Genomic DNA, 20,839 nt, shown 5'->3' on the forward strand with positions numbered 1-20,839 from the left:
CCCCTTCAATTCCGCATGCGCGGCTGTAGGCTCGGCTGTCGTTGCAGACGCAAACACGGAAGTCCGGCCCTTCGGGCAACGGAGAAGCATGCGGGATGAAGGTCGTCGAACTCTATCGCTATCCGGTCAAGAGCCTGCGCGGCCATGCCGTGCCGAGCGCCGACATCGAGACAATGGGCATGGAAGGCGACCGCCGCTGGATGGTCGTCGACAAGGATGGGCAGTTCCTCACCATTCGCCAGATACCTGATATGACGACGATCGACGTCGAGCATCGCGGAACGAGCATCCTGTTGAAACATGACAGGCATGGCTCGCACTTCGTCGAGGCTCCGGCTACCGGCACCGCGCTCCGGCAAGTCAAGATCTGGAAGGATATGGCTGCCGCGCGGCCGGGCGATCCGGCCGCCGGCGCCTATCTCTCGGCTATTCTTGGCCGGCCCGTCGATCTCGTCTATTTCGACGATCCGCAAAACCGGCCGGTCGATGCGGAATTCGGCCAGCCCGGCGATTTCGTCGGCTTTGCCGACGGTTTTCCGCTGCTGATCGCCACGACAGGCTCGCTGAACCATCTGAACAGCCATCTTGCCAGGCCCATCGAGATGGCGCGGTTCCGGCCAAACATCGTCGTCGACGCAGACGGCGCATGGCTCGAAGACAGCTGGAAGACGATCCGCATCGGCGCTGTCGAGTTGCGCATCGCAAAGCCCTGCTCGCGCTGCGTCATCACCACCCGAGATCCGTTGAGCGGCGAGCAGCCGGACCCGCGCGAGCCGTTGCAGACGCTTGGCAAACTCCACCGCTCCGCCAAGGGCGGCATCATCTTCGGCCAGAATGCGATTCCCAACAACGCCGGCGCGATCGCCATCGGCGACGCAGTCGAGGTCGTGGAAGCGGGCGTCTCGAACCTGACGTAGTCGCAGGCCTTCTAATGCCGTGGAGGCGTCGGCGGTCGCCATGATTGAATGGCCAACCTCCGCTGTAGATCAGGCGAAGTCGGCAAAGGCCGCCATCGGAAGCCAAACCAAATGAGTCGCCTGCGCGGCGGAACTTCAGGCGCGGCCGTAAAGTGGCGCCAGCGTCCCGCTCATTGCCAGATTGGCCGGTGATGCCAGATAGGCGATTGCCTCGGCGGCGGCTTCGAGGCTGACCCATTTGCCGAAATCGGAATCCGGCATGTCGGCGCGGTTGGCCGGCGTATCGAGCGTCGAGGGCGCCACCGCGTTGACCAGTATGCCTTTGTGCTTCAGCTCTTCCGCCATCGCCACGGTCATCGCCGCCACCGCCGCTTTGCTCGCGGTATAGGCGACCATGCCGGCGCCTCTGCGCGGGTCGAGCCCGGCGCGTGCCGTGACATTGACGATGCGGCCCGCAGTGGCCGAGCCAAGCATGGAGCGCACTGCCGCGCGGCAGCACAGAAAGGCGGTGCGGGCGTTGGTGTCCATCATTTCGGCAAAGGATGCGGATTCGATTTTCTCGACGGGGGCCATGGCAAAGCCGCCGGCCAGATGGATGGAGGCCCACAATTCGGGAACGCTGTCATAGAAGGCATCGACCTTGGCAGGATCGGCGAGATCGACATTATGCGCCAGCCGGACGCGATCATGGGCCGCGAAGGGGAAATGCGAGGGGGCCGACGCGTGGGCATTGGGCACATGGCAGATCGCGCCGTCCGCCAGCAATTTGCCGACGACCGCGGCACCCAGCGCCCCGGTGCCACCGGTCACCACGATATGCTTGCCCTGAACTGTTTCCGTCATCCTGGACGCTCCTGTCGTTTCTTATATTATGTCGCTTGTCGTGCCGCGCCGACGCAGAGCGTCGCGCCTTTTGCACGATCACTCAACCGACATCTCGACATGGCAGTTGTTGCGTCTTTGCATCGCTCGAAGCCGCCGACCGCCCCTTCCGACCCCCGCGCATGGACGTACGGCGCGCGGCCAGGCGTCAGTCGATGGTGATTTCGATGACGTGCGGCAGTCTGGTTGCGCGTGCGCGTTTGAGCGCATCGGCGAGACCGGCAGTACCGGCAAGCCGTTCGGCTGATATGCCGTAGGCCTCGGCCAGCTTGCAGAAATCCGGCGGCGCCGGGGACACGCCGACCGGCTCGACGCCGACATCGAGCATCGACGTTTCGATCTCGCGATAGCCTCTGTTGTTCCAGACGACGAAGATGACCGGTGCGGGTGCATCGAGCGCCGCGCCTAGCTCCGGCAAGGTGAACTGGAAGCCGCCGTCGCCGGTCAGGCAAACCACCGGCACGCCGGGCATGGCGAGCGCCGCGCCGATCGCCGCCGGCGGCCCGTAGCCGAGCGCGCCGAAACCGGTGGCGGCGTTGAACCAGCCGCCTGGCCGGTCATGGTCGTAATAGAGATTGGCGGCGTAGATCGGCTGCGTGGAATCGCCGACGATGATGGCGCCCGGCAGCGCGTCGCGGATGGTTTCCACCGCACGCACCTGCGCGGCATAGGCCGGGCTGAGCTCGGCAAAGGCCGCCTTCCTCGACGCGGCTGCGCGGCTCTCGCCGTCCTTCGATGCGGCATGATCAGGGTGGAGCGCGCCAAGCAGCGCACCAAGCGCCTCCGCGCAATCGGCCTGGATGCCGACGCTCACCGGGCGGCGGGCGAGCTGGTCGGCGCCGATATCGATGCGGATCAGATTGGCGGGCAGCACGAAGCCGCCGTCGCTGTAACCGTCATAGTCGGTCGGGCCGAATTCGGTGCCGGCGGCGATGACCAGATCCGCGTCTGCCATCAGCGCACGCACCGCCTTCAGGCTGGGGCTGGCCGGCACGCAAAGCGGATGCGCGTGCAGCAGACCGCGCGCATTGGCGGTCTGGACGACAGGCGCGCCGAGCCGCTCGGCCAGGCGCTGCAGTGGCTGTTCAGCGCGCTTGGCACCGCCACCGGCAAGGATCAGCGGCCGGCGCGCGGCTGCGATCAGTCTGGCGGCCTCGGCAATGGCCGCGCCATCCGGCGCGGGCGCCGCCGCATTGGTGAGCGAAGCAGCGATGCCGTCCGCCGGTTTGACCATGACGTCGGTCGGGATTTCGATATGGACGGGGCCCGGCCGCGACGACGAAAACAGCGCGAAGGCCCGCGCCAGAGCGCCCGGCAATTCGCTGGCCTCGGTGACACGCTGCGAAAACAGCGCCACCTTCTCCATCATGCCGCGCTGGTCCGGCAGTTCGTGCAGGAAGCCCAGCCCCTTTCCCAGCGTCGGCATCGCGTTGACGCCCGAAATCACCAGCATCGGCACCGAATCGGCGCGCGCCTGGCCCATTGCGGTGATGGTGTTGGTCAGCCCCGGTCCGGTGATGACAAAGGCAACGCCCGGCCGGCCGCTGGCACGGGCATAGCCGTCGGCCATGAAGCCGGCGCCCTGTTCGTGACGCGGCGTGACATGGCGTATCTTTGAACGCGCCAGCCCGCGGTAAAGCTCGACAGTGTGGACGCCAGGAATGCCGAAAACGGTGTCGACGCCATGCGCTTCGAGCAGCGTGATCAGCGCTTCGCCGATGGTGGTCATAGCTTCTCTCCCTTTTGCGGCGCGAGGCCGAGCTCGGCCTCTATGGCTTTGACGCCGATCGCCGCCAATTCGCCAGGCGAGAACATCTCTGCGGCCAGACAGCCTTCGATCCAGAGCCCGTCGATGATCGCGTTGATGGCAATGGCATGGCGGCGCAGTTCATTTGCGTTTGGCCTGCGCTGCTCGGCGCCGAGCACTTCGGCAACGACTGCTTCCACCTCGTTGCGAAAGCCAAGATAGCCTTCGCGGTGGGCGCGAGCCAGGCTCGGATCCGCGCCGGCGCGGCCGATGAAGGTTGCCCAGAGCGAAAACACGCGTGCATCGATGATCGGGGCGTTGAGGTTGGCGGTAACGAAGGCCGCAAGGCGCTGGCGCGGCGCGGCGTCTTCCATGAGCAATGCTGCCTTCGCCTGCTCGGTCATACGGCCCATCAGCGCCGCGTACGCTTCCTGCAGCAAGTCTTCCTTGCCGGGGAAATAGTGCCGGATCAGCCCCGCGGTGACGCCGGCGCGCAGTGCGATGGTGCGCAGGCTGGCGCCCTCCAGCCCATGTTCGGCCACGCTGTCCAGGGTCGCGTCGATCAAATCCTGCCGCCGCCGCTCCTCGCCCTCGCGGCGGAACTTGCGGCGCTCATTCATTGCCGCAGGATGGGCCGCGTCAGGCATGTCGGCCCACCTTCGCAGGCGATGCAGAGGGCATCCGCCTCGAAGATTTGAACCGTGCAGCCGGCGGCTTCCATCGCGGCCTTGGTCTTGGGAAAGCCGGCTACGGCAATAACTTTATGCGGGCTGGTCGGCAGCACGTTCAGGCTGAGGCCGTTGGACGCGGCAAACTCTTCGGCGTCGCCTTCCACCAGCCGGATGCCGCGCGCCTTCAGCAACTGATAGAACGGCGCCGGCAAAAGCGGTGAATAGACCAGGGCCAGGTCGTCGGCCAGCGGGCTGATCACCGACATCAGATGCAGGCACGCCTCCTCGCCCTGCCACAGCGGCAGATCGAAGCCGTAGACGGAAATGCCGAGCGGCGTCAGCAGGTTGGAAACCTGCTGTATGCCTTCCTGGTTGGAGCGCACCCCGCGCCCGATTACCAGCGTGTTTTTATCCAGCCATACGCAATCGCCGCCTTCGACCTGGCCGGGAGCCTCGACGCGGCCGAGGATAGGAATACCCAGGCGTGTGTAGGTTTCCTCATGCAGCGATGGCTCCCGGGCGCGCAATGGCTTGCCCATGGACAGGATCAGCGCGCCGCGGTCGGTCATCAGCGACGGGTCGTGGGTGAATACGGAATCCGACAGCCCGTCGGCCTTGTCATCGATCCATTCGATTTCGGCGCCGGACGCCGTCACCAGCTCAGCGAGAGCCGCGTGCTGCGCCGCCGCTTTCGCCGGGTCGAAACCCGGGCCATAGTGCCAGGTAGCCCGGTCGGCACCGCGCATGGCATTGGCCGCCGACCGCATCAGCACGCGCCGCAACGGCGCCGCCATGGATTGTGATCCGAAAGCGCTCATCAGTGCCCTTTTCAATGCCGTGTTCAAGGTGAAAAAAATGGAAAAATTTTCATCGGAGGCTATTTATACACTTGCACAATAAGGCCGCAAGTGCCGTAATGAGCGGGATTGACGGGCTCGCGCTGTTGGGTCCATGCTGAAGTCTGGAGTGGGCATTACAGCGTATGTTGATTAGCCGGATAGACGTTCGACGATCTGCCGTGGACCCTGTGGCAGAGGTCCCCCGGTGAGCGCGGCGGGAACCGCCGCAGTCCAATCCGGCAAGGCGCAGGACGGCGCCGCCGAAGCCATCCATGTCGAGACCCTGCACAAGAAATTCGGCCATCTGCATGTGCTGAAAGGCGTTTCGCTGTCGGCGCGCGACGGCGAGGTGATCGCCATTATCGGCGGCTCGGGTTCCGGCAAGTCGACGCTGCTGCGCTGCATCAACTGCCTGGAAAACCCGACCAGCGGCATCATCCGCGTCAATGGCGAGGAGATCAAACTCAAGGCCGACAGCCACGGCCACACCGTGCCCGCCGACCGCCGGCAGATCGAACGCATCCGCGCCAAGCTCGGCATGGTGTTCCAGAACTTCAACCTGTGGAGCCACATGACGCTGATCGAGAACGTCATCGAGGTTCCGGTGCATGTTCTGGGCGTAAGACGCGACGTGGCGATCAGGGAAGCCGAAAAGCTTTTGGCGCGCGTCGGCCTCGCCGAAAAGCGCGACGTCTATCCGGCCTATCTCTCCGGCGGTCAGCAGCAGCGCGCGGCGATCGCCCGCGCCCTGGCCATCAACCCGCGCGTCATGCTGTTCGACGAGCCGACCTCGGCGCTCGACCCGGAGCTGGTTGGCGAGGTGCTGAAGGTGATCGGCGACCTGGCGCACGAGGGCCGCACCATGGTGCTGGTCACGCATGAAATGAAATTCGCCCGCGAGGTCGCGACCCATGTCGTCTACCTCTGCAACGGGCTGGTCGAGGAAGAGGGGCCGCCGGAGCAGATATTCGGCGCACCGAAATCCGAAAGGCTGAAGCAGTTCATCCGCAACATCGGCTAGGACAAGCCGGGACGGAAGAAAACCGGGAACCAACAACAAACTGGGAGTCGTGACATGAAGACTGTTCTGAAAACATTCGCCGCAGCGCTGCTGCTCGGCGTCGCCGCCATGGGCGTGGCCAAGGCCGATCCGGTCAAGATCGGCGTCGCCGCCGAGCCCTATCCGCCCTTCACCTCGCCGGACGCTTCCGGCAAATGGGTTGGCTGGGAAATCGAGTTCATCGACGCCGTCTGCGCCGAGGAGAAGCTCGACTGCGTCATCACGCCTGTCGCCTGGGACGGCATCATCCCGGCGCTGACGACCAAGAAGATCGACGTCATCGCCAGTTCGATGTCGATCACCGCCGAACGCGAGAAGACCATCGACTTCTCGGACAAGTACTACAACACGCCGACCGCCATCATCGGACCGAAGGACCAGAAATTCGGCGCCACGCCGGACGATCTCAAGGGCAAAGTGCTCGGCGTGCAGGTGTCGACCACCCATTCGGCCTATGCGAAGAAGCATTTCGGGCCCACGGCTGCCGAGATCAAGGAATACCAGACGCAGGACGAAGCCAACAACGATCTGGCCGCAGGCCGCCTCGACGCCGTCCAGGCGGATTCGATCGCGCTCGACGCATTTCTGAAGTCGGACCAGGGCAAGGCCTGCTGCGATCTGAAGGGCATGGTGGCTCCGGACGATGAAGTGCTCGGACCGGGCGTGGGCGCCGGCGTGCGCAAGGAAGACACCGACCTTAAGGCCAAGATCAACGCCGGCATCAAGGCGATCCGCTCGAACGGCAAATATGACGAGATATCGAAGAAATACTTCGATTTCGACATTTACGGTGGTGGCGGCGCGCAGTCGAACTGACCATCCTCGCATGAGCTAGGGGGCATGTCGTCAGCGCCATGCCTCCCTGCCCGATCTTCCCAGACATGCTTGCCGCCGGCGCTGCCGTCGGCCGTGGTTGAAGCCAGCAATCCGGGGGCGACGCTGATCGACGCACTTCTTTCGGCCTCGGCGGCCGGCACAATCGAGCTTCTTTCGCCCAATCCGCCGGGCTGGGGCGGCACGCTCTTGCTTGGGCTGCTCCATTCGATCGAGATCGCGCTCGGCGCCACGGTCCTTGGTCTCCTGATCGGCACCGGTGGCGCCTTTGGCAAACTTTACGGCGGGCCGGTCGTACGCGACTTGCTGGCGGTTTACACCACCATCGTGCGCGCCGTGCCCGAACTGGTGCTGATCCTGCTGCTCTATTATGCCGGAACAGACCTGATTAACCAGGCGCTGACGGCAATGGGCTACCAGCGCGTCGACGTCAGCGGCCTTGCGGCAGGCATCGCCGTGCTCGGCTTTGTCCAGGGCGCCTATTCGACCGAAGTGATCCGCGGCGCCATCCTGGCCATACCGCAGGGCCAGATCGAAGCCGCCCGCGCCTATGGCATGTCACCCGGGCTCATGCTGCGGCGCATCACCTTGCCGGCGATGCTGCCCTTCGCCATACCCGGGCTCGCCAATCTGTGGCTGATCGCCACCAAGGATACGGCCCTTCTGGCGGTCGTCGGCTTTTACGAACTGGCGCTGGCGACGCGGCAGGCGGCGGGCGTCACCAAAGCCTATTTCACCTTCTTTTTCGCCGCGGGCGTGCTCTATCTCATCTTGTCGCTGGTCTCCAACCTGCTCATCGGCCGTCTCGAGGCCTGGTCGCGGCGCGGTATGCCGTCGCTCAAGGATGCGCGCTGATGGCCGGAGAAGCGACCATCATCAACGCTGCCGCGCGCACGTCGCTGTGGCTGCAGCCGCATCGCATCGTGCTGATCCTGGTCGCGATCGGGCTGGTGCTGAGCGCCGCCTTCTTCATGCGCTGGGACTGGCTGCCGCAATATTATGAAATGGGGCTTCTCGGCATCTGGCGGTCGCTGTGGATCCTGGCCGTCACCTGCTTTCTCGGCTTCCTGCTCGCCGTGCCGCTCGGGCTCGCGCAGGCCGCCGGCTCTTTCTGGTTTTCCGCGCCCGCCAGGACATTCTGCACCGTCATCAGGGGCACGCCGCTGCTGATCCAGCTATGGCTGCTCTATTACGGGCTGGGCTCGCTGTTTCCGCAATTTCCCTGGATCCGCGAATCCTGGATGTGGCCGTATCTGAGGCAAGCCTGGCCTTATGGCGTGCTGGCACTGACCTTGTCCTTCGCCGGCTATGAGGGCGAAGTAATGCGCGGCGCCTTTGCCGGCGTGCCGAAGGGGCAGTTAGAGGCGGCCCGCGCTTTCGGCATGAGCCGCTGGAAGATTTTCCGCCGCATCTGGCTGCCGCAGGCCATCTACCGGGCGCTGCCGACGCTGACCGGCGAAACCGTGCTGCAGCTGAAGTCGACGCCGCTGGTGGCGACGATCAGCGTCATCGACATCTTCGCAGTCTCGTCCAAGGTCCGGCAGGACACCTACCTCACCTACGAACCCTTGCTGCTTTTGGCGCTGATCTACATGATCATCACCGGGATGCTGGTGTTTGCATTCAGCAAGATCGAGGCGCGCATACCGAACAAGGTGGGCTAGGGAATAGTGAGCAGGCAGTAGTGAGTAGTCAGCATATGACCGGGAAACCGCTTGCTTTCGCTACTCCCTACTGACTACTCACTCTCACCACCAATCGGGTCCGCACCATGCAACTCTCTCTAGACCAGGCAACAGGGCTGTGCCGGATGGCGGCGCTCGGCGCCGGCGCCAATGAGGAGGCGGCGCGGTCGCTCACCGCCTCGATCATTGCCGCCGAGGCGGAAGGGCTTTCGACCGTCGGGCTGACCCATTTCATCGATTACCTCGAAGCGCTGGAAGCCGGCCGCATCGACGGCAATGCCGATCCGGTGATCACCAGGCCGGCGCTCGCCGTCTATCTCTCTGATGCGCGTGGCGGCCTCGCCCATACCGGCTTCGACCGCACCATCGACGACCTCGCCAAGGCGGCAAAGCTGTTCGGCGTCGCCATCTTCTCGCAGAAGAACGCCTATACGTGCGGCGCGCTAGGCTATTTCACCGGGCGTCTGGCGCAGCTGGGATTGGTCTCCTTCGCCGCCACCAACGGACCGGCGGTGCTGGCGGGCTCGGGCTCGGTCAAGCCGGTCTATTGCACCAACCCGATGTCGTTTGCGGCACCCGCCGCCGATGGCGCGCCGCTGGTCATCGACCAGTCGTCGAGCGCCACCGCCTTCGTCAACATCCGCAAGGCGGCCGAGGACGGCAAGAAGATCCCCGAAGGCTGGGCGCTGGACGCCAGCGGCAACCCGACCACCGATCCGGCCGCGGCCATGAAGGGCGCCATGCTGGCCTTCGGCGGCCAGCGCGGCGCCAACATCGCGCTGATGGTTGAAGTGCTGGCGGCTGGCCTGTCGGGCGCCAACTGGTCGCTCGACGCGCCCTGGTTCTCCGGCGGAACGGACAGCCCGGGAACCGGCCTGTTCGTGCTCGCCGTCGAGCCCAAGCTGCTCGACCCGGATTTCGAGCAGCGCATGAAGAACCAGCTCGACCGGCTGCGCCGGCGCTTTGGCGTGCACGTGCCGGGCCGGGCGCGGGCCGAAGCGGCCGAGAAGGCGCAGGCGCGCGGCATCAATGCCTCCAAAGCCGTGGTGCAGCGCATTTCCGAATTCGCCGAGCGCTATTCGGGCTGAAGCAGTCCTGCGACAACGAATTTTTACGCGACCTGGCTGAACCTTTCTACCGATCGCAACGACCAATAGCTGCCGGGTCGGGTTTGCCCGGTCGGTGTCTCTGTCGGATGCGTTTAGGGCCCGGGCGGGCGTATGCCGTCTCAGGTTATCCGCCGCGTTGCGCTCTGTCTCGACCGTTGCGTCACCCGGAAAACCCCGCTTCGGCGGGGTTTTCTGCGTTCGTGCTCTGTGTGCTAAAACATGATGGGGGAAGTTAACTTTTGTTAACTTGACTTGCCGGGAACCATCGGGCGTTTGCAAGGGATCGTCACAACAACAGGAGCTACGATGTCCGCAACCACCGACGCTTCCCGCGGCAAACTTATCGTTCCGGTGTTTGGCCGCCTGTATTCGTCGCTGCATGATGGCGCCGAAACCCTTCTGCGCGTCGTCGCCGGCGGGTTTCTCACCATTCACGGCTCGCAGAAGATCACCAACCCTTTCGGCGCCGCCGAGATGGTCGAAGGCCTCGGCTTCTATCCCGGCGCGTTCTGGTCGCTGCTTTTGTCCTGCACCGAATTCTTCGGCGGCATTTTGATCGCCATCGGCCTGTTGACTCGGCCCGCCGCCTTTGCCGGCATGATCGTGCTGCTGGTCACCGTCTGGTTCCACTGGATCACTGTCGGCCAGGGCTTTTCCGGCGCTGAAAAGTCTCTTCTGTGGGCGGCGATCCTGCTGTTCTTCGTCATCCGCGGCGGCAACCGCCAGTCGGTCGACGCGCGCATCGGCAAGGCGTTCTGAAGGGTCCATAAGAGGGTGGCAGCGACGACGCGTCACCCTTTGCCTTTGGCCCAAAACGGACTATGAAACGGCTTCAGCCAAGCTTTCGAGCGCCGGAGCCAGCCATGACCGAAATCCTGCAGATCCCCAAGCTCGTGGTCGTCTTCGGCGGCTCCGGCTTCGTCGGCCGCCACATCGTGCGGGCGCTGGCCAAGCGCGGCTACCGCATCAGGGTGGCGGTGCGCCGGCCCGATCTGGCGGGACATCTGCAGCCGCTCGGCAATGTCGGCCAGATCCAGCCGGTGCAGGCCAATGTGCGCGTGCGCTGGTCCGTCGACCGCGCCGTGCAGGGCGCCGACCATGTCATCAATCTGGTCGCCATCCCGCATGAAAGCGGCCGGCAGAAATTCAACACCGTGCACGAATTCGGCGCCCGCGCCGTCGCCGAAGCCGCACGCTCGGTCGGCGCAGGGCTCACCCACATCTCGGCGCTTGGCGCCGACCTCAACGCCGAGTCCGACTATGCGCGCACCAAGGCGCTCGGCGAAAAGGCCGTGCTGGAAACGATCCCGGACGCCGTCATCTTCCGACCGTCGATCAATTTCGGACCCGAGGACAGTTTCTTCAACCGCTTCGCCGACATGGCGCGCTATTCGCCGGTGCTGCCGCTGATCGGCGGCGGCCAGACCAAGTTCCAGCCGGTCTATGTCGGCGATGTCGCCGAAGCCGTGGCGCGTTCGGTCGAGGGCAAGATCAAGGGCGGCCAGATCTATGAACTCGGCGGGCCGCAAGTGCTCACCTTCAAGCAGTGCATGGAAGAGCTGCTCACCGTCATCGAGCGCAAGCGGCTCCTGGTGCCGGTGCCGTGGTGGATGGCCAATCTGCAGGCCTCGATCCTCGGCCTGCTGCCCAACCCGTTGCTGACCAAGGACCAGATGCTGCTGCTGCGCCAGCCCAACATCGTGTCGGAGGAGGCCAACAAGGCCAACCGGAACCTTGCCGGCCTCGACATCCAGCCGCAGTCTATCGGCACAATCCTGCCCAGCTATCTCTGGCGCTTCCGCGCCGCAGGCCAGTTCCAGCGCAAGCCTGCCGGGATCGCGTAACAAGGCGTTGCGCCGTTAAACGCGCCGCGTGACCTGCATCGGCAGGCCGCCTTGCGGCTGTGTCGTCAGTTTCTGCACCGGCCACGGCTTGGTCTCGGCTGTCACGTCGAAGCGGAAGCGCGACAGCATGACGGCCAGCGCAATGATCGCCTCCTGCATGGCGAAGCTGGCGCCGATGCAGATGCGCGGACCGGCGCCGAATGGCAGATACTGGAAGCGGTCGATCTTCTCGCGGTTTCCCGGATGGAAGCGTTCGGGCATGAAGGCGTCGGGCATGTCCCACAGTTTTCTGTGGCGGTGGACGACCCAGGGCATGACCAGTACGGCCGCGCGCTTGGGGAGCACCAGATCGTTCCAGGTCTCCGTCTCGATCGGCTCGCGGTTGATCGACGGCGCCGGCGGATAAAGCCGCAGCGCCTCCTCGAAGGCGGCGCGGGTGAACGGCATTGCGTCGAGCCATTTCGTTGGGTCGGGTTCGCGCGCCAGCACGGCATCGATCTCGCGCTCGACCTTTTCGCGCTCCCACGGCGCTTCGGCGAGGCAGTAGATCGTCCAGCCCAGCGCCCGCGCGGTGGTCTCGTGGCCGGCGCCGATGAAGGTGATGATGTTGTCCTCGACTTCCGCCCGCGTCAGCCCGTCGGGGCCTTCGGCGCGCAGCAGAAGCGTCAGGAAATCCTGCGGCGCGGTGTCGGGGTCGCGCTTCAGCCGCTCCTCGCGCATCTTGACCGTATCGGTGACGATCTTGCGGAAATAGGCCATGGTCTTGCGGCCGCGGATGCGGGTCAGCCGCGGCAGCCATTCGGGCGCGCGCAACAGGTCGAGCGGATCGACACGGCCCATCGTTTCGAACAGGCGGTCGATCTCCTGCGCGAAACTGCCGGGCTCGCCCGCAATCTCGCCCGAAAACAGCGTCTCGGCCAGGATATCGTAGGTGAGCAGCGTCATGTCATGGGCGACATCGGTCATGCCGCCTTCGTCATAGCGGGCGACGAACTGCATCGTGCGGCGCAGCATCGGCTCGGCGAAGCCGAAGATATGCCGCGGCGTGAACACCGGCGCCATCGCCTTGCGCGAGCGCTTCCACACCTCGCCTTCGGCGGTCAACAGCCCGTCGCGCAAGATCGGTCGCAGGATCATCTGGCGCACCGTCGCCATCTTGTAGTTCTTGGCGTTGTCGATCAGCACGTGGCGGATAAGGCCGGGATCGTTGGCGACGATCAGATGCCCGCCGACGCCATTCGCCGAAATCCAGGGCTCGTTGTAGGTGTGCTCGCCCCACAGTTCGAGCGGATTGCGGTAGACGATCCGCATCATCTCCAGCGTCGAAGGCGGCGTCGTGCGCGGCCTGGGCGCCGGCGGCACGAAGGGGACGGGCTGCGTGTCCATGAGGTGCTCCGCTGATAGCTCAGATGTAGTGGCTGGCAATCCGGGCGTCCATGTGACCGAACGGCAAACTGAAACGCTGCAGCGCCCGGTGTGCCCGACAGACGGTGTGTTCATCGGATCGTGACCGCCGGTGAAACGGTTGCGGCTTGTCCGGTTGGACACTCTGCCATAGGTGACAGTTGCCAACAGCTACTGCCAATCGCCCAGGAGAGTCCGCTTGAAGCACAAGCTGAACATCATAATCGGCAGCACGCGGCCGGGCCGCGCCGGGCCGGTCTTCGCCCACTGGCTGGAGGATTTTGCCCGCGAGCACGGCAAATTCGAACCGGTGCTGACCGACATTGCCACGTTCCATCTGCCGGTTCTGGACGAGCCGCATCACCCCAGGCTCGGCAATTACCAGAACGACCACACCAAAGCCTGGTCGAAGGTCATTGATGCCGCCGACGCCTTCGTGTTCGTGGCGCCGGAGTACAATTATTTCGTGGCGCCTGCGATCGTCAACGCCATCGACTACCTTGCGCGCGAATGGAAATACAAGCCAGCCGCCATCTTCAGCTATGGCGGCATTTCCGGAGGCCTGCGCGCCGCGCAGGCGCTGAAGCCGCTGCTGACCGCGGTGGGCGTCATGCCCATCTCGGAAGGCGTCGCGCTGCCGATGTATCAGAAACTGCTGGAGAGCGACGGCTCCTTCCAGGCTAGTGAGCAGGTAGAGGGTGGGACCAAGACCATGCTGGACGAGCTCTCGCGCTGGAGCGGGGCGCTGAAGCCGATGCGGGCTACGTAACGCAGCCGGCCCCGGCTTGCTCATGCCATAAAGAGGTGGAATGGTCGGCAGGTGACTGAGCCGGGGGCGGTTCGATTTGCGCCTGTTGTTTGCCTTGCTGTTGATGCTTGCGACCACCGCCACAGCGGTGGCGGAGCGGCGCGTGGCGTTGGTCATTGCCGAGGACGACTACCGGCTGGTGCGGCCGCTGGCCAATCCTGTCAATGACGGCGAGGTGATGGAAGTGGCGCTGAAGAAGCTCGGCTTCGAGGTCGTGGTCGAGACCAATCGTGATCTCAGGCGCATGCGCCGGGCTCTCGACGATTTTCGCGAGGACGCCATGGGCGCCGACGTGGCGCTGGTGTATTTCTCCGGCCATGGCGTCGAAATCTCCGGCGACAACCGTCTTCTGCCGGTCGATGCCGATGCCTCCTCGCTCGACCAGCTGGAGAAGACCAGCCTGCCGTTGGAGGAAGTGCGCGATGCGGTTGCCGCCACGGCGAAGGTCGGGCTGATCGTGCTCGACGCCTGCCGCAGCGATCCGTTCACAGGCGGCAACGGCGACGGGCGTGGCGCCACATCGCTGATCAAGGACCTGGTGGACAAGATCAAGCCGGGCCTCGGACGCGTCGGCAAGGCGGAAAACATCCTGTTCGCCTTTTCGGCGGCGCCCGGCGAGACGGCTGCCGACGGTACCGGTGCGAATTCGCCCTTTACAGCGGCGCTGATCAAATACCTCGGCACCGACGGGCTCGAAATCCGCTCGGTGCTGACGCTGGTGCAGCAGGAGGTCTACGACCTTTCGCGCGGAAAACAGCTGCCCTACGTCGAGAGCGGGCTGCCGAAGCTGTTCTTCGCCTCGGCGGCCAAGGAACAACTGCCGGAGCGCGAGCGGCTGCTGCTTGCCATGGCCGATGTGACGCCGGAAATGCGCGGCGCGGTCGAACGGGTCGCCAGCGATGCCGACATGCCGCTGGCGCCGCTCTATGGCGCGCTGATCAGTTCCGACACCAGCCATCTCTCCGGCGAAAGCCTGGACGCCAAGCTGCGCGAGGCGGCCGACGCCTTCGTCAAGGTGCGCGGCGAGATGAAGACGCTGGCCGCCGACGACCCGCAGGTGACCGAACTGCGCCGCCAGGCCGAGGAACAGTTGGCGCTCGGCGCTTTCGATGGTGCACGCGTGATCCTCGCCAAGGCCGCCGACGTCGACAATGTCTCGCGCCAGGCGTTGAAGGCCAATTTCGTCAGCCGCACCCTGTCCGAAGCCGCGACGCGATTTCTCTCGGGCGGCGCGGCGCGTGCCACCCTGGACTATGCAACCGCCATCAAGGACTATGAAACGGTGCTGGCGCTCTATGGCGAAGCCGGGCAGACCTCGCTCAGCCTGGAACAGGCCGACCGCCAAAGCCGCACGCTGGAAGAGCTCGGCATCCTCTACACAACGGTCGGCAACACCGACGCCGCCGGCCGCGCCTTTGCGGCGCTGGTCGCCAATCTTGAGCAGCGAGCGCGCCAGGAAACCGATCCGAGCGTCAAGCGCGACCTCGCCATCGGCCATATCAAGTTCGCCAACATCAAGATGGCGCAAGGCGATCTGCCGGCCTCCCTGCAAAACTATGAGGCGGCCAGGGACATGTTGCAGGGCCTGACCACAGACGTGCCGGACAAGAAGGACTGGCTCGGCGATCTCGCCATGGCCAATGACAAGATCGGCAATGTGCTGGCCACGCAAGGCGACCTGGGTGCGGCAGCCCAGGCCTACCAGCAAAGCCTGTCCATCAAGCAGCAATTGGCCGATGCCGAGCCGAACAGCGTCTATCTGCTGCGCGACCTGACCATTACCTACGACGAAATCGGCGGTCTTGCCCGTACCGCCGGCCAGCTGGATGGCGCCCAGACTGCATTCGAAGAGAGCCTGAGAATTCGGCTGGCGCTGGCGCAGAACAACCCCGACGACCCCAGGCATCAGCGCGCCGTCTCCGTCAGCTACACCAGGATCGGCGACGTCCTGCGCGAGCGTGGCGACGCTGCGGGCGCGCTCGACGCCTACAACAAGAGCCAAATAATCGCCGAAGCGCTGGTGCGCCGCGACTCAAACGACACCGATTTGAAGCGCGACCTGTCGGTCGGTTACGCCAAGATCGGCAATGCTTACGGCGACCAGAAGGACTGGCCATTCGCGTTGGAGGCCTACCAGCAGGCGCTGGCCACGGCGCGAGACCTTGCCGCCAGCGACCCAGGCAACACCGATTGGCAGCGCGACCTGTCGGTCTGTCTGGAAAAAATTGCCGGCGTGTTTGATGCCCAGGGCGATATCGCCGGTGCTTTGCAGAACTACCAGGACAGTCTCGTCATTGCCGACCGGTTGGCAAATCTCGACCCGGGCAATTCCGACTGGCAGCGCGACCTGTCGATCACGTTCGAGGAAATAGGCCTGCTGGAGACCAAGCAGCGCCACTATGAGGGCTCGAAGAAGGCCTTCGAAGCCAGCCTGGCCATCCGCCAGCGGTTGGCCCTGTCCGATCCGGACAATGCGATCTGGCAATTCGATCTGGTACAGGCCTATATCAACTATGCCTATGTGGCGAAGAATCCGAAGGCTGTGTTGTCGCAGGCGCTAGACCTGACGCTGGAGCTTGACCGCACAGGCAAACTGGCGCCGAGGGACAAACCCACGATCAAATATCTGCGCCGTCTTCTGGCCAAATTGAAAGCCGCGAAAAAATAGCCGGCTGCCAGCTCGGGATTCAGCCCTGAAATGCCCGCAAACCTTGGAAAAACCGCCTTTTGCGCCTATATCTAGGACATCAAAGCGGCGTGATTCGAAGCCATTTTTTCGCGCTGAGCATGCGGCATCAATCAGACAGGTTTTCATGAGCGATCAAAGCGACAACGCCAACGGCGCTGAGGCCGAATACGGCGCCGATTCCATCAAGGTTTTGAAGGGGTTGGACGCTGTCCGCAAGCGGCCGGGCATGTATATCGGCGACACCGACGACGGCTCGGGCCTGCATCACATGGTCTATGAGGTGGTCGACAACGCCATCGACGAGGCGCTGGCCGGCCATGCCGATCTGGTCACGGTGACGCTCAATCCCGACGGTTCGGTCACCGTTATCGACAATGGCCGCGGGATTCCGACCGATATTCACACTGGCGAAGGCATTTCGGCGGCCGAAGTGATCATGACGCAGCTGCATGCCGGCGGCAAATTCGACCAGAATTCCTACAAGGTGTCTGGCGGCCTGCACGGCGTCGGCGTCTCGGTGGTCAACGCGTTGTCGGCCTGGCTGAAGCTGAAAATCCGCCGCAACGGCCAGATTTTCGAGATGAGCTTCACGCATGGCAATGCCGATGCGCCGCTCAAGGCGACCGGCAGCTATGAGCAGAACAAGCAGCCCGGCACCTATGAGGGCCGCAGCGGTTCCGAGATCACCTTCTTTCCGTCGTCCGAAACCTTCACCATGGTCGAGTTCGACTTCGGCACGCTGGAGCACCGGCTGCGCGAGCTCGCCTTCCTGAATTCCGGCGTGCGCATCATTTTGACCGATGCCCGCCATGCCGATCTCGTGCGCCACGAGTTGCACTATGATGGCGGCCTGGAAGAGTTCGTCAAATATCTCGACCGGGTCAAGAAACCGCTGATCGACAAGCCGATCGCCATCAAGGCCGAGCGCGACGGCATCACCGTCGAAGTGGCGATGTGGTGGAACGACAGCTACCACGAGAACGTGCTGGCCTTCACCAACAACATCCCGCAGCGCGATGGCGGCACCCATCTGGCCGGCTTCCGTGGCGCGCTGACGCGCCAGATCACCGGCTATGGCGAATCGTCGGGCCTGACCAAGAAGGAAAAGGTGGCGCTGATCGGCGACGACTGCCGCGAAGGCCTGACGGCGGTGCTGTCGGTCAAGGTTCCCGACCCGAAATTCTCCTCCCAGACCAAGGACAAGCTGGTCTCGTCGGAAGTCCGCCCGGTGGTCGAAGGCCTGGTCAACGAGGCGCTTGGCACCTGGCTGGAAGAACACCCGACCGAGGGCAAGGTGGTCATCGACAAGGTGATCCAGGCGGCCGCGGCGCGCGAAGCCGCGCGCAAGGCCCGAGACATCACCCGCAAAAGCTCGCTCGGCGTCACCTCTCTGCCTGGCAAGCTTGCCGACTGCCAGGAACGCGACCCGGCGAAATCCGAAATCTTCATCGTCGAGGGTGACTCGGCCGGCGGCTCTGCCAAGGGCGGCCGTTCGCGCCAGAACCAGGCAATCCTGCCGTTGCGCGGCAAGATACTCAATGTCGAGCGGGCGCGCTTCGACCGCATGCTCGGCTCCGAGATGATCGGCACGCTGATCACCGCGCTCGGCACCTCGATCGGCAAGGACGAGTTCAACGCCGACAAATTGCGCTACCACAAGATCATCCTGATGACCGACGCCGACGTCGACGGCGCCCATATCAGGACCTTGCTGCTCACCTTCTTCTTCCGCCAGATGCCGGAGCTGATCGAGCGCGGCCATCTCTACATCGCCCAGCCGCCGCTCTACAAAGTGACGCGCGGAAAAAGCTCGCAATACATCAAGGACGAGAGCGCCTTCGAGGAGTTCCTGATCGGCTCCGGGCTGGAGGAGGCGTCGCTGACGCTTGCCTCCGGCGAGGCGCGGGCCGGACAGGATCTGCGCGGCTCGATCGATGATGCACTGGCCGTGCGCCAGCTCATCAACGGGCTGCACACGCGCTACAACAGGGGCGTGGTCGAACAGGCGGCGATCGCCGGCGCGCTCAACGCCGATGTGCTAAACTACCTCGGCCGCGCCAATGCCATGGCCGAACGCGTCGCCCAGCGCCTTGACATCATTGCCGAGGACACCGAGCGCGGCTGGACCGGCCGGCTGTCGACCTCCAATGAAGGCGTCGGCGGCTATGTGTTCGAACGCACGGTGCGCAGCGTCAAGGAATTCGCGCAGCTCGATGCCGGGCTGATAAATTCGGCCGACGCACGCCAGCTCGACCGCTATGCCCCGCGCCTCATGGAAGTCTATGGCGAGCCGCCGGTGCTGCGCCGCAAGGATGTCTCCGAAACCATTTCGGGGCCGCTGGCGCTGCTCAACGCGGTGTTTGCGACCGGCCGCAAGGGCCTGACCATGCAGCGCTACAAGGGCCTCGGCGAGATGAATGCCGAGCAGCTCTGGGAAACCACGCTCGACCCGAATGTGCGTTCGCTGCTGCAGGTCAAGGTCAATGACGCCACCGATGCGGATTCGCTGTTTTCGCGGCTGATGGGCGACGAGGTCGAACCGCGGCGCGAATTCATCCAGGACAACGCGCTGTCAGTTGCCAATCTGGACATTTGAGGGCTGGGGGCCTTGCCGCCGGAGCTCCACTCCGGGTCAGGCCTTTGGCTCCAGCTTCCGACCAAGGTCCACCGCGTCGCGCAGCACTTGCAGATGCGAGCGCGGCGCGGTGCCCGCCGGCAGGGCGATTTCGACGCCGTTTGCCGTCGATGACCAATAAAGCGTGTGGGTGAAGATACGGCCAAGTGAGCTGCGAAGCTCGATCTGGATGTTCTCCACACCGGGGCCGAAGTTTTCCGTCATCGGACCGGAAATCGGATCGCCTGTCGCCCAGCCATTGCCGCGGTCGTAGACGTTCGTCCAGCGCGTTGCCGCAAACACCGCGCCATGATGCACCGCGCGCTGCGCCTTGCCTTGGCTGTGTCCTTCCCGGTAAAGCACGGTGCCGCCGGGGCGCCCGTCATCGGCAATCGGCGGGCAAGCCGAGAACAGGCGCTCGGCAAGGCCACGCCTGAATTCCGCGAGATTGTAGGTCACCAGGAATTCGCTGTGGGAGAGCGGACTGCCAAGCGTGACGAAATCGCTGATCTTCCAGGGCAGCGGGTGGTCGGCGTCCTTGGTCCGAAGCTGCTGGTAGAGCGCCCATTGACCGCGCCGGAATCCGGCGAGGTCTTCAAGGTTCTTTGGCCACGCTGACCCATCAGAGCCGAGCGTTGCCTTGTCGACGGCCTCGACCGCCGCCAGTTTGGCCTTGTCGCGGACCGCTTCCAGCCTTCGCGGCCGGAACTCGGCCCACAGGATCTGCAGCAAATCATAGGCGATGATCGACCCAAGGCTGTGCGAGACCAGCACGATGCGGTCGTAAGCATCGTCCTTCATCAGCGTCTTGAGCAACGTCAGGCCTCTGTCGCGGATCAGCGCACGCTTCTCGATCGTCGCCGCCTCGGCGCGCACATAAGCGGCGACGTCACCGAAATAGGGCAGGGCGAACTGATCCACCGCCCAGATGACAAAAGAAGCGAGGGTGGTGATCATCAGGCCGGTCGTCAAGGTAACGGCCTGTTGCCAGACCGATGTTGCCAGCACGAGTGCTGCGCCCAGAATGACGATAACGATCAGAAGTGTGGCGACGTAAAGCTTGCGGGCGTCGAGCGGAATGTCGGCGGGCTTGCGCCACAACAGGTTCGTCACCCAGGCGGCCAGCCGGCCGCGCGTCGTGCCTTGCGTGATGTCGGCCCAATAAAGCTCGTAGAAATCGGTACGGCGGCCATCGACGTCGTAGGGCGTGGTGATGCGGCGCAGCTCGTGTGACTTGGTCCGGCTGTCGGGCGTGATCCAGCTCTGGTTGATCGTGGCGCCGGAAACGGCCGGATCGGGAATCTGGGCGTAGGGTGGAGCACGGGTGGGATCGCTGCTCCAGACCGCCTGGACGAATCCCCTCAGCGTACCCATCGGCCGCTGCTCGCCCATGCCGTGCACGATCACCACCGCCTGGCCGGGCTGCGCCTTTTTGTAAGCCAGCGATGCGACAGTCTTGGGCATCAGCGTCTCCGTTGACGACATCCGACGGCGGGATCGCTCATGCTACCCCCGGCTCACCGAGCCAACAATACACGGCAGCCCATGTGGAACTCCGTGAACCAATCCACAGTTTCGCAGTTGTGCCTCGGGCCGCGCGGAAAATAGTTCCGTTCCCGGCAAGCAAATCATTTCATTGCCCTTCGGAACGGAAATCGCTCAGGAACATTGTGACGACATCGATCAATTTCTCGCAGGGAGGCTCTTTATGGGACGCGGTATTTTGCTCTGGTTGC

Annotated in this window: 18 protein-coding genes; 12 read left to right on the forward strand and 6 right to left on the reverse strand. The window is 64.2% G+C overall.

Features of this window, described 5'->3' with window-relative positions:
- Positions 1 to 95 precede the first annotated feature (95 nt).
- Positions 96 to 917: an MOSC domain-containing protein gene (locus NKI06_RS04890; RefSeq protein ID WP_352984305.1), complete on the forward strand. Its 822-nt coding sequence runs from the start codon at positions 96 to 98 to the stop codon at positions 915 to 917.
- A 135-nt stretch (positions 918 to 1,052) separates the two neighbouring features.
- Here NKI06_RS04890 and NKI06_RS04895 read toward each other — a convergent pair whose 3' ends face one another.
- The 4 genes from NKI06_RS04895 to NKI06_RS04910 all read right to left on the reverse strand — a co-directional run bounded on the left by NKI06_RS04895 (position 1,053) and on the right by NKI06_RS04910 (position 5,035).
- Positions 1,053 to 1,760: an SDR family NAD(P)-dependent oxidoreductase gene (locus tag NKI06_RS04895; RefSeq protein WP_352984306.1), complete on the reverse strand. Its 708-nt coding sequence runs from the start codon at positions 1,758 to 1,760 to the stop codon at positions 1,053 to 1,055.
- Positions 1,761 to 1,947: 187 nt separating this feature from the next.
- Complete coding sequence (locus NKI06_RS04900) at positions 1,948 to 3,528, reverse strand: 5-guanidino-2-oxopentanoate decarboxylase (protein WP_352984308.1); 1,581 nt, start codon at positions 3,526 to 3,528, stop codon at positions 1,948 to 1,950.
- Positions 3,525 to 4,193, reverse strand: coding sequence for a TetR family transcriptional regulator C-terminal domain-containing protein (locus NKI06_RS04905; protein ID WP_031238391.1), 669 nt, complete (start codon positions 4,191 to 4,193; stop codon positions 3,525 to 3,527). Before NKI06_RS04905 ends, NKI06_RS04900 begins: the two co-directional genes overlap by 4 nt.
- A complete protein-coding gene (locus tag NKI06_RS04910) occupies positions 4,163 to 5,035 on the reverse strand; it encodes a dimethylarginine dimethylaminohydrolase family protein (protein WP_352984310.1) in 873 nt (290 codons plus the stop codon). Before NKI06_RS04910 ends, NKI06_RS04905 begins: the two co-directional genes overlap by 31 nt.
- Here NKI06_RS04910 and NKI06_RS04915 point away from each other — a divergent pair.
- The 8 genes from NKI06_RS04915 (at position 4,962) to NKI06_RS04950 (ending at position 11,588) form a co-directional block, all read left to right on the forward strand.
- A complete protein-coding gene (locus NKI06_RS04915) occupies positions 4,962 to 5,117 on the forward strand; it encodes a hypothetical protein (protein WP_196815015.1) in 156 nt (51 codons plus the stop codon). The two genes, NKI06_RS04910 and NKI06_RS04915, sit on opposite strands and share 74 nt — an antisense overlap.
- Positions 5,118 to 5,261: 144 nt before the next feature.
- Entirely contained in the window at positions 5,262 to 6,077 is an 816-nt protein-coding gene (locus tag NKI06_RS04920) for an ABC transporter ATP-binding protein (RefSeq protein WP_352984311.1), read from the forward strand.
- 54 nt (positions 6,078 to 6,131) lie between these two features.
- Entirely contained in the window at positions 6,132 to 6,932 is an 801-nt protein-coding gene (locus tag NKI06_RS04925) for a transporter substrate-binding domain-containing protein (protein ID WP_023671323.1), read from the forward strand.
- A 162-nt stretch (positions 6,933 to 7,094) separates the two neighbouring features.
- A complete protein-coding gene (locus NKI06_RS04930; RefSeq protein ID WP_352984396.1) occupies positions 7,095 to 7,805 on the forward strand; it encodes an ABC transporter permease in 711 nt (236 codons plus the stop codon).
- Entirely contained in the window at positions 7,805 to 8,614 is an 810-nt protein-coding gene (locus NKI06_RS04935) for an ABC transporter permease (RefSeq protein ID WP_352984313.1), read from the forward strand. The genes NKI06_RS04930 and NKI06_RS04935 overlap by 1 nt, the downstream gene beginning before the upstream one ends.
- Positions 8,615 to 8,721: 107 nt before the next feature.
- On the forward strand, positions 8,722 to 9,723 hold the full coding sequence (locus tag NKI06_RS04940; protein ID WP_352984314.1) for an Ldh family oxidoreductase: 1,002 nt from the start codon (positions 8,722 to 8,724) through the stop codon (positions 9,721 to 9,723).
- 327 nt (positions 9,724 to 10,050) lie between these two features.
- The gene (locus tag NKI06_RS04945; protein WP_023689223.1) at positions 10,051 to 10,503 is read left to right on the forward strand and encodes a DoxX family protein; all 453 of its coding nucleotides are present in this window, start codon (positions 10,051 to 10,053) and stop codon (positions 10,501 to 10,503) included.
- Between the two features lie 104 nt (positions 10,504 to 10,607).
- Entirely contained in the window at positions 10,608 to 11,588 is a 981-nt protein-coding gene (locus NKI06_RS04950; RefSeq protein WP_352984315.1) for a complex I NDUFA9 subunit family protein, read from the forward strand.
- A gap of 15 nt (positions 11,589 to 11,603) precedes the next feature.
- On the opposite strand, the gene NKI06_RS04955 is transcribed toward NKI06_RS04950, so the two are convergent.
- Positions 11,604 to 12,974 carry a cytochrome P450 gene (locus tag NKI06_RS04955; protein WP_352984317.1) on the reverse strand — a complete coding sequence of 457 codons (1,371 nt, stop codon included), beginning with the start codon at positions 12,972 to 12,974 and terminating at the stop codon, positions 11,604 to 11,606.
- A 217-nt stretch (positions 12,975 to 13,191) separates the two neighbouring features.
- On the opposite strand from NKI06_RS04955, the gene NKI06_RS04960 reads away from it, so the two are divergent.
- The 3 genes from NKI06_RS04960 to gyrB all read left to right on the forward strand — a co-directional run bounded on the left by NKI06_RS04960 (position 13,192) and on the right by gyrB (position 19,085).
- The gene (locus NKI06_RS04960; protein ID WP_023683526.1) at positions 13,192 to 13,761 is read left to right on the forward strand and encodes an NADPH-dependent FMN reductase; all 570 of its coding nucleotides are present in this window, start codon (positions 13,192 to 13,194) and stop codon (positions 13,759 to 13,761) included.
- Between the two features lie 76 nt (positions 13,762 to 13,837).
- On the forward strand, positions 13,838 to 16,468 hold the full coding sequence (locus NKI06_RS04965; protein ID WP_023683525.1) for a caspase family protein: 2,631 nt from the start codon (positions 13,838 to 13,840) through the stop codon (positions 16,466 to 16,468).
- Positions 16,469 to 16,613: 145 nt separating this feature from the next.
- On the forward strand, positions 16,614 to 19,085 hold the full coding sequence (gyrB, locus tag NKI06_RS04970; RefSeq protein WP_352984318.1) for a DNA topoisomerase (ATP-hydrolyzing) subunit B: 2,472 nt from the start codon (positions 16,614 to 16,616) through the stop codon (positions 19,083 to 19,085).
- A 36-nt stretch (positions 19,086 to 19,121) separates the two neighbouring features.
- Here the strand turns inward: gyrB and NKI06_RS04975 are convergent, their stop codons facing one another.
- Entirely contained in the window at positions 19,122 to 20,567 is a 1,446-nt protein-coding gene (locus tag NKI06_RS04975; protein ID WP_023703663.1) for a hypothetical protein, read from the reverse strand.
- Between the last annotated feature and the right edge of the window lie 272 nt (positions 20,568 to 20,839).

This window comes from Mesorhizobium sp. M0772 (assembly GCF_040320135.1).
GTDB lineage: Bacteria > Pseudomonadota > Alphaproteobacteria > Rhizobiales > Rhizobiaceae > Mesorhizobium.